Source organism: Flavobacterium album (genome assembly GCF_003096035.1).
Taxonomy (GTDB): domain Bacteria; phylum Bacteroidota; class Bacteroidia; order Flavobacteriales; family Flavobacteriaceae; genus Flavobacterium; species Flavobacterium album.
This window is the reverse complement of record NZ_CP029186.1, coordinates 3,377,437-3,390,408: the sequence shown is the minus strand read 5'-3', so window position 1 is coordinate 3,390,408 and position 12,972 is coordinate 3,377,437. Positions and strand designations below refer to the sequence as shown.

The window sequence follows — 12,972 nt, the reverse complement described above, 5'->3', positions numbered from 1 at the left end:
ATGTGGTTAAATTGTTTCTTACCTGAAAGATAGTCTGCTCTAAAGTATCTCATCGATCATCCCAAATTCCTTTGCTTCCGTGGCAGTCATCCAGTAATCGCGCTCGCCTACTTTGCAGATGGTTTCATACGTCTGGCCGCTATGCGTAGCGATCATTTGGTACAACTCTTCCTGTATTTTAAGAACTTGCTTTATGCTGATGTCAAGGTCGGCTGCCGTGCCCTGCGCACCGCTTGAGGTCTGGTGGATCATGACGCGCGAATGCTTCAGCGCCGACCGTTTTCCTGCCGCTCCGGCACACAGTAATACCGACCCCATAGAGAGCGCGACTCCTGTACAAATCGTAGCAACATCGGGCGAGATGTATTGCATGGTGTCGTAAATGCCAAAGCCTGCATAAACGGAACCTCCGGGCGAATTGACATACAGCTGGATGTCTTTATGGGCATCGAGCGATTGCAAAAAAAGCAGCTGTGCCTGTATGATATTGGCATTCCGTTCTTCCACTGCCTCGCCCAGGAAAATGACCCTGTCGACCATCAGGCGGGAGAATACATCCAGCTGGGCCACGTTGAGCTGGCGTTCTTCCATGATGTAGGGTGTGAGCGCCATCGGCTTGGCATACGCCTGTGTATTGGCAATGTACTTGTCGACATAAATGCTGTTGATCCTGTGGTGCTTTACCGCATAGTTGCGGAATTCTTTTGAATTCATATTTTTAGTTTTTAATGTGAATTAGATTTAAACAACTATATTTCTAAAAGAAGAATGAAAATGTCATATTAAGTGCAGCCTGTCTGCCGACATAGGCATCGAAACGGCATTTTCGTTCTTCTTGCTTCTCGACTGCGCTCGAAGTGACAACTGTGATACAATTCTTGGATCAACTCACTATTTTAGTTCATATAAGGCATGAGGGAGCCGCCACCTTAAAAAAGGTGCACGGATAATAGTATGTTGTATGGATTACTTGCTGAAGATACCCAGGATCTTTTGGCGGAAGGATGCGTATTTTTTGGACATGGCTATTTCATTGGCTATCTGCTCAATATCTTCTTTCAGCCTAAGGCGGCCATATTCATTAGCTACGGCATAGGTTTCCTGTTGCCAATAGGTCTTTTCCCTCAACTCCGGTTCAAGCAATAGCCTTGCCTGAAAGAGCACCCGGTCTTCAGGCTTACCGGCAGTCAGCACGTAGCTTTCTATGGCCTGCATTTCATTCCATGAAGTCTTCATACTGCAGCGATTTGGCTTTTACGACATCTTTTACTTTCTCAAGGCATTTGAATTTCTGCACGGTAGCCGAACGCGCCCCCGCAAACCCGAAACGTTGTGCAAGGCTTTCCATATCCAGTTTCTCATAATAAAACGCCGACAGCAGCTCGAGGCATTTGCGCCCGCCCTTGGCCAGCAGGCCGGACAGTCTGAGCGATGCAACTTCGGTATAATGTTGGTCGTCATGGGTTATAGCTAACTCCTCAATAGTATGGGCTGATGCAGTACCGCGTTTTGCCCAAAGGTGGCGCGCAATGCCCAGGATATAAGAGGCCTCGCTGTATTGAAGGTTAATACCTGTACTGTATTCTTTTTCCATATAGAGGAGCAGTGCATCATGAAAGATATCTTTTGCTTCATCACGGGTGCCTCCCATTTTTGCCACATAGCGCGCCACAAGCGGGAAGGCTTTTATGTACAGCGCTTCCAGCCTTGCCTTGCGGCTGTCACTGTCGATAGTTTTATTTTCAACCATAATATGACGTTTATAAAGATAAGTGGCAAAAATTCATGCAATATCACCAATAAGTAAAATATTTTTTGTCCGGCTTTTCAACCCTCATCCATGGATCTTGCTTCCGGCTATAATATTTACGACCAATGCCACGATTATCGTATTGAATACGAATGAAATGAGGCTGTGAAGTAAAACAAACCTGCGTATCGTTTTGGAGGAAATGGTCACATCAGATACCTGGAAGGTCATTCCGATCACAAATGAGAAATAGGCAAAATCAATATAATCGGGCGCATCTGGATTCGGGAAGTTTATACCGCCGGACCCATTCTCGTGCTTTATGATTGTGTCGTCATGGTACAAATGCGCATAACGTACGGTAAAGATTGTATGGAACAATATCCACGACAAGCCTATAGCAATTAGTGTAACAATGGTTGATACGCTATTATCAAATGAGGGCTTATCGTTATTAAATATAAGCAACAGGGCACCGGAAAAGCTTATGCACACAGCCGTAAGCACGATTGCGAATATGGTGCTTATGTTATCGTCCTGTTTTTTTACAATCCTTTTCTGTTCCGCAGCGGTAGTTGTGCAAAAAAGGAACCACATCATTCCTGTCATGGCAAGGGCAAATACATCCCAACCCGCCATAATGCGCGTTATGAGGCTAAGGTGGAAAGGCAATAGTGCGGCTGAACAGGCGAGGGCAAAAATGAGCGATACTAATAGCTTGCGATAGCCATTCGAATGAAATATCCAACTGAAAACCTGAGACCTTTTATCCATTACTAAGGGATTGTATTTGTAAGCTACAAAGTAAGAAAAAATTCCGGGGTTCTTGTAATCCCGGCTACGCAAGCAAGCCCTTTTATTTAAAAATATTCATTTGCTCATCGTAAATAGGGCTTTGTACACTTAAAAAATGTAAGACGCTGTGGAAAACATGGTTTTGGGATACCGTTTTTAAAGGCTTTAGCTGTCCCGAGCTATCAGAATGCCATACGATAAACGGAATTTCATATTGTTCCTTAGGCGCAAGGCTTAAAGGCATTCCGTGCATGTACAGGTTCTTTTCCCCCAAAGACTCGCCATGGTCTGAAACAAATAGCATTGCACTGTCATACCCCTTCAATTGCTTTAGGTTTTCTATTACCTCATGCAGGATGTAATCGGTGTAAACAATGGTATTGTCATAAGCGTTCATCAGCTCTTCCCGTGAGCAATTCCCTAATTCAACGCTGTTGCAAACGGGTTTAAAGGTTTCAAACCGCGGCGGATATTTCTTGCTGTAAGTAGGCCCGTGGCTCGTACTGGTGTGCAATACGACCAGAACCTTGTTTTTTTTACTGGCCAGTATCTGTTCTTTTAGCCCTGTGAGCAGGATCTCATCGTAATTGCATCCTTCACCCTTGCATTGCCGCATTAAAGCATCCCTGCCCTGGTAGGTTTTAATGTGCAAAGGCGGTTCGCCCCAGTTTGTCGTCCGCCAGATGACCTCTACATTATTACGGTACAGGTAATTGGGTAAAATTTCATACAGCTCATCGGTGTGCGTATGCTCTAAAATGCATTTTACGCCTGCCGTGGTGTAGGTGGCACAGGAGGAAGCATCAAAATGAGATACATTTGGTGTTTTTGAAAGCAGCGGATTTGTGTTCTTATTATAGCCATAGAGTGAAAAGTTCATGCTCCTTGCAGACTCACCAATGACCAGCACCATAACCGATTTTCTGTTATCCTGTATGGTAGCACCTGGCAATAAGATTTCCTTTTTATTTTTTTGCGATTTATGGATATAAAAAAGAGGGGTATTTACAGAGTACGACCACGGCATTGCCAGCCCGCCCAGCGTCTTGGAGTTCTTATCGATCCATAGCCAGTTGGAAGCATTGGCGAATACTAATGTCAAAATGAAAAGAAGAGTGAGCGAAGAAGTGATAAGGAATTCCTTTAACGGGACGTTTTTTATTTTAGCTCTAACTATATAAATAGAGGGTATAACGCCAGGCAGCAGTACATATAGCACTAATTTAAATGAAAAGAAGCTGCCTGACTCTTCATAATTGGTATTGAGTATATTCCCTATCATGCTTTCGTCAATGATGACGCCATAAGTAGCGATAAAATAGACCGCAATAGCGTTGATTATAAAGAACAGCACCAACAGAAATTTACCAATAACACGCGAGAGGAACAAAATCAGGTAAAATGCCAAGGCATTCACTACCAGCATCAGCACAATAAGGCTGATGATGATACTGATCCCGTTCCAGCTGTTATAATCAACGTTATTGAATACAAAGGTGTAAAAAGGAAAATGGAAGAGCAAAAAAGTAAGCAGGCTCATTAATAAAGCAAAATGAGTTACCTTCAGATCAGGTTTTATGGTGAGCCACTTCAGGTAGCTGCTTTCTGCCTTTTTCATTTGCGTTCTTTGAATATGATAATCAATGACAAATATGCTTTATAGCTACCAATATTATCTCAGCAAAGTCTGTTAGTATTAGCTTACGATTTATTTACTATAATTAAGCGGGCTAAGCTACATTCACATCAAAAAGATATCCTACAAGCGCTGATGCGGCCATGGCAATAGTACCCCATATGCAAATACGGGCTATCGACTTGAATTTGCCCGATCCCCCCGCACCGGCTGCTAATGTTCCCGATAGCGCCAGGAAAACAATTGCAAATCCGTACTGAAGGTATACCATGTTTTTTATAGGGGCAAATATCGCTACAAGAAAAGGAAGCGTGCCACCACAAAGAAAGGCCAGGGCAGAGGCAAATGCAGCCTGTAAGGGTTTGGCCTGTGTAATTTCGTTTATGCCCAGTTCGTCCCGTGCATGGGCTTCCAATGCATTATGCGCTGTTAACTGCAATGCGACTTCTTTGGCAAGCGTTGGGGTAAGTCCTCGTTTTATATAGATTTGTGTGAGTTCTTCAAGCTCTTCTTCAGGAAATTCGGATAATTCGCGCATTTCCCGGTCAAGATCGGATTTTTCTACATCACTTTGGGAGCTCACTGATACATATTCGCCTGCAGCCATTGAAAGGGCGCCAGCCACAAGGCCCGCCATAGCTGCCAGTACAATTGGCGAACGGGTATCACTTGCGGCAGCAACGCCTATGGCAAGGCTTGTGGTAGAAAGGATTCCGTCGTTTGCGCCCAACACGGCCGCACGTAACCAGCCGCTCCTGTTAATAAAATGAGTTTCGTTTTCCATTGTAGTTATATAATGAAACTGGGATTTGAATCTAAAGATAAGAATAAATTGTCCGATTATTTAGGCAGGGATGCTATAAAATCTTTAGGGGACATACCGGCCTTTTTCCGGAAGGCACGGTTGAAGGTAGTCTTACTGTTGAAGCCGCAATCGTACGCGAGGCCCAACAGGGTGTTTCGCTTGTGGCCGCCCGCGGTAAGCAATCCAATCACTGCCTGTACACGGTAAGCGTTTATAAAATCGTTGAAATTGCTGCCGGCTCCTTTATTGATTATCCTGCTGAGTGCGGGTACGCTTAGCCGAAGGCGCGCCGCAAGCTGTGGGAGTGAAAGTTCGGGGTCTTCATAACTTTTTTCAGACTGCATCATCGAATCGATCTTCTGCAGCCATTCAGAGTAATCATCAGGTAACGCTTCTTCCGGCGGTTCATTCCAATCCCGGGGTTCGGCCAGGAGCACTGTATCCTGAAAACCGATTTGCCGCCCGGAGCTTCCTTTTGCCAGGAGTATCCTTCCGGTCGATCGCAGGGTCCAGCTTTCGATATAAATCCTCGACCTGATTGCGTTGGAATAGCCTGCAATAGCAATGTAATAGCTGAATATCGAAAACGACAGGAAGTGCCACCAGCTGTCAATAAAGTCGACCCTGAAGAAAAGCCCGAATATTGCGATCACGCACCAGCTGATAAGGATACCGAGCACAGCGATGAGGAAATTTCGGATATAGACGAATGAGAATGCATCGGCATTACTAAGGAAATTAAGCGTGATTTTGCGGTAACTGATGTAAAACCGCAATGCTGCAATAAAGTAGACAATCATGCTAATGAACCCGCTGATTTGGTACCAGTCGTCAAAATCCCTGTCCTGCTCATCAGCCAGGAAATAATAGCCTCCGAAAATAAGCTTATCATAAATGCATAGCACCGCCGAGTAGATAATGTATGCCAGCCCGGGTACGAAATGGGCCAGGTATTTTTTTCGGAACCGGAATCCCGGATTTAAAAGGCTAAGCGTATAAAATAGGATGACAGGGCCTAAAAAGAACAAATGCTGGAAAGGCACATAGAAAAGGATATCCCTGAAAGGCTGGAGGGAATACCATCCTGCAAACCCAAGCATCCACGGGCACACATAGAGAAACGAAAGGAGCAGCAATAAGGAAAGCCACAAATCAGATGCGTATCTGTCTGCCAAATACCTGCGAAAGCACAGCCCGGAATAAACCATGATGTGCGCCTGGAAGACCAGCAACAGCGAACTGTGAACCCCAAAATCAAATTGCATAAACGTCTTTGGTTAACTTGCAGAATTACATTTTCAGGTTTTAAAGATATTGAAATATAGCATAATAAACCGGAAGTAGTGACCAAATTATAATTTGGTACTTCGGTGTACTGCACTGTGATTACTTTCGCTGAAAATCGATATATTATGCGACTATTCCAAAAACTTACGGCACCGGCCATCCTGCCGCACTGGACACAAGATGCCGTGCTCACATTGCCAAGGCTCGTCTGCGGCTATTTTATGGCTTTTAATTTCGGTGCCCAGAAATTCGGGATGCCATGGTCTGACCCGGACCTTAATCTCGGACTCTTTGAAGTGGCCTTCTGGTTTCCCAATGACGTTGCCCAATTTGGCGGCCCGTTCGCACTTTTCCCCGCCTTCTTCGCCTGGATGGGAGGATTCAGCGAGGCGGTAGGGGGACTGCTGCTGCTTGCAGGGCTGCAGACGAGGGTTGCTTCGCTGCTGATTTGTATAACCATGCTGGTTGCCGCTTTTTGCCAGCAGCTTCAAAGCGGATATTGGAATATGCTGCCGGCCCTTGGCTTTGCCTTCATCACACTCTACACCATGGTGCTCGGAAGCGGACGTTTCGGCCTGGATTATTTAATCACTAAAAAAATCAAAAAATGAGATACGTATACCTCTTGCTGGCCGGGTGGCTGCTTGTTTCCTGCGTCCAGCCAACCACTACCAGAAACATTACATTTACGCTTTCCGCTAAAGGGATTCCCCCGGGCAGCACGGCATCGGTGCGCGGAGGCGATAAGCCATTAAGCTGGCAACAGGACACACCCATGCAGCTGGACAGTATTGCCGGGCAGTACAGGCTTACCGTTACAATGGCAACGGGTTATCGGTTTACCGAATATAAGTATGTGGTTAACGGCCAGTTCGAATTCCCGGAGGGAGCCAACAGGAAAGCGGTATTTGGCGCGGATAAAGAAGTTGTTCTCAACGATACCTTCAATACCCGCTAGTTGGGTAAGTGAGGCTGTTGGCTTTTCGGTTGTATCCGGGCTGGATAGCTTGCGATTCAGTGAAATTTTTGAAAAGTCTGTGGGGGAGAGTATTTTTTCATAGCCCCGGGGTTTAAGTTGTCCATAAAGGTAATAGGTGGAAACCGAAAGCAAAATGACCTATATCATTGTGGCCTGGCGTGTCAGAATGATCTAGGTCATTGGTTTAAAATTGCGTAAATTGCACATTGCCAACAAGTAAATCAGATATAATTTCAATTTAACCGCTTATGGATTATTACAATATAATGGGCGTAGACAAGTCGGCTTCCGCTGACGAGATAAAATCGGCTTACAGAAAGCTTGCGCGTAAGCTGCATCCCGACCTTAATCCGGACGATAAGGAAGCCAACAAGAAGTTTCAGCAACTCAATGAAGCCAACGCTGTGCTTAGCGATCCGGAGAAACGGGCCAAATATGACAAATTTGGTAAGGACTGGGAACACGGCGAAGAATATGAGCAGTACCGCAGGGCACAGCAACAACAGCAGCAGGGTCAGCAACAAGGTGCCGGCAGCTACGGCTATTCCGGTGCCGGTTTTGAGGGAGGTGATTTCTCTGATTTTTTCGAATCCATGTTTGGCGGGCAGGGCGGCCGCGGACAAGCCAGGTTCCGGGGCCAGGACATTAACGCAACACTGAATCTCACCCTGCAGCAGGCAGCTAAGACCCACCAGCAGACTTTTTCCGTGCAGGGTAAGAATCTTAGGATCACTATACCGGCGGGAGTAGAGCACGGGCAGGTTATCAGGCTCGCAGGGCAGGGGGGTAGCAGTTCGGGCAACGGGCCCAACGGCGACCTGTACATTACCTTTTCAATACAGGAGGACCCGAAGTTCAGGCGAAGCGGAAACGATCTCTACGCCACGCAGGATATCGACCTGTACACAGCAGTACTCGGCGGTGAGGTGCAATTCCAGACAATGGATACAAAAGTAAAGCTGAAGATAGCGGCAGGCACGCAAAATGGCACAAAGCTCAGGCTTAAAGGCAAGGGCTTCCCGGTATATAAGAAAGAGGGACAGTTTGGAGACTTGTATGTAACCCTTAATGTTGTAATTCCTTCCCAACTCGACGAAAAGCAAAAACAATTGTTTGAACAACTGGCAAACCTTTCAAAATAAAAAGTATGGAAACAAAAGACCTTATACAGTTAAAGCCATTTTGCGAAATTCACCAGGTGGGCGTTTCGCTGCTGACGACATTACATGAGTTTAGCCTTATAAAAATTATATATCTTAATACCGAAGCATACATCGATCCGGCAGAGCTACCCAAACTGGAAAAGCTGATCAGACTGCATGTGGAACTGAACATCAATCCCGAGGGCCTGGATGCCGTTTTTCACCTCCTGGAAAAAATGCAGGCAATGCAGCATGAAATAAGGGCCTTACAGGAGAAACTGAAAATTTATGAATAAGTATATTAGAAAAAGGCGCTGATCTATGGTTTTGCCTGGCCTTCTGTTTTTTGTTTAGCCCTCTTTTTCTCAAGTTTCCTGAAATATCCCCTGAGCAGGAAGTTATGCTTAAGCGCCTCCATATCCTGGTTGAAATTATCAGTGCCTTTTTCGATATTATCGAGGCTGCTTTTGATTTTTTCGCTCATAATGCTATCCGTCATTATTGCGTTAAGAGGCCCCTTACTGTTTAGACCGGCTTTAAGCGTAAGGGCTACTTCGTTCAGTTCTCCCGCCATGGACTCAATCTGTACGCTTGCACGCTGTATATTATTTACCGTATTTTTTATATCGCCGGCAAATTCCTTATCGGAAAGTAACAGCCCGGCAGCGCCTTGCCCATTTTTGACGTCAAGCACTACTGCATCCAGTTGCGATGTTATATGCCGCGCGTTCTCCATCGTCCCGTTGAGGTTTCTCACAGAGGCCATCATATCCCTGGAGAGTTGCGGGTCGTCGATCATTTTAAGCAGGCTGCTGCCTTCTATCTGCGATACCGTATTTTTCAGCGCAAGGGATACTGCTGCAATATTGTCATTGCTTTTTGAAAGTGTCTCCAGCATATCATCGATATTAGCCTTCCGTGCCGGCATCAGGTAATCACCATTGTGCACTTTCGCATGTTGCTGCGGCGCAGGGGTGATATTCACGGATTTATTGCCCATAAGCCCCTCGGTACTAATGGAAGCCATTGAATTTTCGGGAATGTACTGCATTATGTCCCGGTCGATAAGCAGGGTCACCTCGATGGTAGCCTCATCAAGAAGCACGACAGACTTTACCGTACCGGCATTGATGCCTGAAAAGAAAACGTTATTGCCTTTCTGCAGTCCGTAGGTATTGTCAAATCGCACCCTGAGCTCTCCGCTGCTGCCAAACAGGCTTCCGTTATTGCCAATAATAAAAAGTGCGGCAACTAAAAGCACAAGCCCTGCAATGACGAAAATCCCCAGCCGTACCGTATTTAAGCCCTCTTTAGTCATTATTCGAAAAATTGTTTAATGTTCCTGTCTTGTGATTCCCTGAATTCCCTGTAGGTCCCTTCGGCATAGCATTTTCCGTTAAGTAAAAGTACAACACGGTCTGCGGTCTTTTTAACACAGTTCATATCATGGGATATGATGACCGAAGTGATATGGTATTTTTGCCTGAGGGCCAGTATAAGGTTCTCAATTTCCCTTGCTGTAACCGGATCCAGTCCCGAAGTAGGCTCATCATAAAGTATGATCTCAGGCTTGAGGATAAGAGTCCTGGCGAGTGCAACCCGCTTGAGCATGCCCCCTGAAAGCTCTGCGGGCATCATATCTATTGTATGCCCAAGGCCCACATTATCCAGGGCTTCAGCTACTAATGCATCAATCTCGGCCTGCTCCAGGCTGATCCATCGCCTGCGCAGCGGAAACTCGAGATTTTCCCTCACCGTCATGGAATCGTAGATCGCATTGCTCTGGAAAAGAAAGCCTACCCGGGCACGCATCTTGTCCAGCTCATGGTGCCCCAGGGCCAGTACATCCGTATCATTAACAGTTATGCTGCCACTGTCCGGGTAAATGAGCCCTATGATGCATTTTATGAGTACCGACTTCCCTGAGCCGGATTTGCCCAGCACTACCAGGTTCTCTTCTTTATACACGGTGAGGTTAAAGTCGTCAAGCACCATGTTTGAACCGAACCTCTTGCAAAGGTGGCTAATTGTTATAGCCGCTGCGTGGCCTTCTGTGTTATTGGTGTTCGAATTTTCCATGTGATCAGTTGTATCCCAGCATTTCGACAATCTGTACAGCCAACAGGTCAATTATAAATATCAGCACCGAAGCAAGCACTACCGCTGTATTGGATGCATTGCCTACGCCCCGGGTGCCTTTTGCAGCGGTATAGCCTTTATAGCAGCCTACCAGCCCGACCGCAAAGCCAAAAAAGAAACTTTTTACAAGTGCAGGCAGCACATCATTAAACCCCAGGGAGCTGAACACCTGGTGAAAGAATAGGGTAAGGCTTGTAACTCCCTGCATATTAACACCTATGTAGGCACCCCAAAGGGCTATGGCATCGGCCATTACTATAAGTAGTGGCAGCATCAGGGTACAGGCCAGGATACGTGTGGATACAAGGTACTTAAATGGATTCGTACCGCTAACCTCCATAGCATCGATCTGTTCGCTTACTTTCATCGATCCCAGTTCAGCGCCAATACTGCTGGCAATCTTTCCCGCAAATATCAGTGCTGCAATCACGGGGCCTATCTCCCTGATAATTGCAATGCCCACCATAACGGGAAGCTGCGATTCAACCCCATAATCCACAAGTTCAGGACGCAGCTGCATCGTCAGCACCAACCCGATGATAAAACTGGTTAAGGCTATAAGCCCAAAAGAGCGGTATCCAATATTGTAGCACTGGCTGATAAATTCTTTCGTTTCATACGGCGGGGTGAACCCCACACTAAAGAACCTGCCTGTAAAGGCCGCAACCTTTCCGGTTTCGTCAAAAAAATCGCGTATGTTAGCAGTCAGGCTCATTCTTCCAATAATAATTTCTGGAGTTTTTTATCCCTTTGATAGATATCATCGAAAAACGAAACCTTGCCGTCCTGGTCAGCCCATGCAGTAAAGTAAGCGATATATACGGGAATCTTATGCTTTAGCGTGTAGTACCGTTCCTTTGCCGAATTTAAGGCATTGTCAACCTCGCTTTCCGTCCATCCTGCATCGGCCTGCATGATCGCTATTGCCAATTCCCGCGCCCGCGCCACCCGGATGCAGCCGTGGCTAAAGGCACGATTTTCCTTCTCAAACAGGCTCCTGGACGGGGTGTCGTGCAGGTAGATGCTGTTGGAATTCGGAAAGATGAACTTTACCTGCCCAAGAGGGTTTCCGGGTCCGGGCCGTTGGCGCAACTGCTTGCCGTGCCATTCCATATTGTGCGTGTCCAGGTAACGGGGATCCAGACGCAGTTGCGGCGCTATTTCATTGTTATATATGCTGGAGGGCACATTCCAGAAGGGGCTGAACACGATGTACGCCATGTCCCCGGTAAAGACTGCTGTCCTATGCTCCCGGGTGCCCACCACTACTTTTGATTCAAGTACCGTTATGCCATCCCTGATATACAGGAGCCGGTATGAGGGTATGTTTACCGCGATACATGTTGGGGCATTGCTTATCCCATCAGGAATCCAGCGGCACCTCTCCATATTTACAGCAATACATCGGATACGCTCTGTAACGTTGATATTCAGCGCATCAATAAGTGCTGCATTGATCAGACTATCACTGTCCATATGCTGCCGTTGGCGATAAGCATCAATGCCTTGGCGAAGTTCCCGGTCATATACAAGGCTCCCCGAATTTGTGTTGAGGTAGCCCTCGATATAAAGCCTGGTCCGGATCTTCCGGATCAACGGTGCGCTGTCTCCCGGCATTACGTGGATCTCTGCAGACGGGACGGCAATAGAGTCCCAGCCGCCTTCCTGCTCTATCTGAAGGTACCGCTGCAGCCCCTTTTTCAGGTTGTAATATTGTCCAAACAACCTGCGGGATGGCTTTAGTCCAAGGGAATCGTTGAATGCTGTAAGGCAGGTTTTTTCCCTTGGGAGATGCCATCCGGTCCCGGCGCTGTCCTGCTCACTTAGGCCCCCGTACACCTTGCGGTTATAGAACAGGTAAAGGGAGCTGATCAGCAGTTCGGTCTCAACCTGCCTGTCTACGCCTTGGTTAAAAATAGCCTCGAAACGTTGTGCGTAGGGAAAAGATTGGGGCAGCCCCTCGTTGGCCATTTGCCCCGCATTGTTATAAACGACATACGCAAAATCATTTAACTCCACATCGTCAAACCATATAAAGGCACTGTCATTGCTGTAGAGTGCGGCAAGTTCTTTTTCCAGGTAAGCAAACCGTGTGTAATTGCGGCAATATGAAGCGATATCCGATTTACAGATAAATTGGCCCTCCTGCAATACACTTGCGCCAGCCTTGCTCTCAGCCGTACACAACAGGACCGCCAGGAGCAGCAACTGGCCTGTTTTTTTTAGTAAGTCCGGGAGGTAAGATAGCCTTTTCATCCTGCAATATTACGAAGGGTAGGGCGCTAAATATATGACGCCCGTCACGTCCGCCTGAACATGCCTCCTGCCTTTAGAAGTACTCATCCAGTATCCCGGTCACTGCTTTGCGGACCCGGTACAGAAAAGCCATGCTGAATGACGGGTATCATATTATGCATTAACAGAATGTGTACCTTTGCA

At 46.6% G+C, this 12,972-nt stretch carries 15 protein-coding genes; 4 read left to right on the top strand and 11 right to left on the bottom strand.

What is annotated here, in order from left to right:
• Positions 1-39 precede the first annotated feature (39 nt).
• The 7 genes from HYN59_RS15360 to HYN59_RS15330 all read right to left on the bottom strand — a co-directional run bounded on the left by HYN59_RS15360 (position 40) and on the right by HYN59_RS15330 (position 6,251).
• On the bottom strand, positions 40-714 hold the full coding sequence (locus HYN59_RS15360) for an ATP-dependent Clp protease proteolytic subunit (RefSeq protein ID WP_108779125.1): 675 nt from the start codon (positions 712-714) through the stop codon (positions 40-42).
• A gap of 252 nt (positions 715-966) precedes the next feature.
• Positions 967-1,236 carry a hypothetical protein gene (locus tag HYN59_RS15355; protein WP_146185963.1) on the bottom strand — a complete coding sequence of 90 codons (270 nt, stop codon included), beginning with the start codon at positions 1,234-1,236 and terminating at the stop codon, positions 967-969.
• Complete coding sequence (locus tag HYN59_RS15350) at positions 1,217-1,750, bottom strand: RNA polymerase sigma factor (RefSeq protein ID WP_108779123.1); 534 nt, start codon at positions 1,748-1,750, stop codon at positions 1,217-1,219. Before HYN59_RS15350 ends, HYN59_RS15355 begins: the two co-directional genes overlap by 20 nt.
• 84 nt (positions 1,751-1,834) lie before the next feature.
• Entirely contained in the window at positions 1,835-2,524 is a 690-nt protein-coding gene (locus HYN59_RS15345; RefSeq protein WP_108779122.1) for a DUF1345 domain-containing protein, read from the bottom strand.
• Positions 2,525-2,606: 82 nt separating this feature from the next.
• Positions 2,607-4,163 (bottom strand): phosphoethanolamine--lipid A transferase EptA, encoded by a 1,557-nt coding sequence (gene eptA / locus HYN59_RS15340; RefSeq protein WP_108779121.1) that lies wholly within the window; start codon positions 4,161-4,163, stop codon positions 2,607-2,609.
• A gap of 112 nt (positions 4,164-4,275) precedes the next feature.
• Positions 4,276-4,965 carry a VIT1/CCC1 transporter family protein gene (locus tag HYN59_RS15335; protein ID WP_108779120.1) on the bottom strand — a complete coding sequence of 230 codons (690 nt, stop codon included), beginning with the start codon at positions 4,963-4,965 and terminating at the stop codon, positions 4,276-4,278.
• Positions 4,966-5,021: 56 nt separating this feature from the next.
• Positions 5,022-6,251, bottom strand: a complete 1,230-nt coding sequence (locus tag HYN59_RS15330) for a helix-turn-helix domain-containing protein (RefSeq protein WP_108779119.1) — start codon at positions 6,249-6,251, stop codon at positions 5,022-5,024.
• A 147-nt stretch (positions 6,252-6,398) separates the two neighbouring features.
• Between HYN59_RS15330 and HYN59_RS15325 the strand changes: the two genes are divergently transcribed.
• From HYN59_RS15325 to HYN59_RS15310, 4 genes are all read left to right on the top strand, one after another.
• Positions 6,399-6,884, top strand: a complete 486-nt coding sequence (locus HYN59_RS15325; RefSeq protein WP_108779118.1) for a DoxX family protein — start codon at positions 6,399-6,401, stop codon at positions 6,882-6,884.
• Positions 6,881-7,231, top strand: a complete 351-nt coding sequence (locus HYN59_RS15320) for an early set domain-containing protein (protein WP_108779117.1) — start codon at positions 6,881-6,883, stop codon at positions 7,229-7,231. The genes HYN59_RS15325 and HYN59_RS15320 overlap by 4 nt, the downstream gene beginning before the upstream one ends.
• A gap of 269 nt (positions 7,232-7,500) precedes the next feature.
• Positions 7,501-8,394 (top strand): DnaJ C-terminal domain-containing protein, encoded by an 894-nt coding sequence (locus HYN59_RS15315; RefSeq protein ID WP_108779116.1) that lies wholly within the window; start codon positions 7,501-7,503, stop codon positions 8,392-8,394.
• Between the two features lie 5 nt (positions 8,395-8,399).
• The gene (locus HYN59_RS15310) at positions 8,400-8,690 is read left to right on the top strand and encodes a chaperone modulator CbpM (RefSeq protein WP_108779115.1); all 291 of its coding nucleotides are present in this window, start codon (positions 8,400-8,402) and stop codon (positions 8,688-8,690) included.
• Between the two features lie 23 nt (positions 8,691-8,713).
• Here HYN59_RS15310 and HYN59_RS15305 read toward each other — a convergent pair whose 3' ends face one another.
• The 4 genes from HYN59_RS15305 to HYN59_RS15290 are packed head-to-tail and all read right to left on the bottom strand — an operon-like array spanning position 8,714 to position 12,789.
• A complete protein-coding gene (locus HYN59_RS15305) occupies positions 8,714-9,712 on the bottom strand; it encodes an MlaD family protein (protein WP_108779114.1) in 999 nt (332 codons plus the stop codon).
• A complete protein-coding gene (locus HYN59_RS15300; RefSeq protein WP_108779763.1) occupies positions 9,712-10,473 on the bottom strand; it encodes an ABC transporter ATP-binding protein in 762 nt (253 codons plus the stop codon). Before HYN59_RS15300 ends, HYN59_RS15305 begins: the two co-directional genes overlap by 1 nt.
• Positions 10,474-10,477: 4 nt before the next feature.
• Entirely contained in the window at positions 10,478-11,248 is a 771-nt protein-coding gene (locus tag HYN59_RS15295; protein WP_108779113.1) for an MlaE family ABC transporter permease, read from the bottom strand.
• A complete protein-coding gene (locus HYN59_RS15290) occupies positions 11,245-12,789 on the bottom strand; it encodes a L,D-transpeptidase family protein (RefSeq protein WP_108779112.1) in 1,545 nt (514 codons plus the stop codon). The genes HYN59_RS15295 and HYN59_RS15290 overlap by 4 nt, the downstream gene beginning before the upstream one ends.
• Positions 12,790-12,972 lie beyond the last annotated feature (183 nt).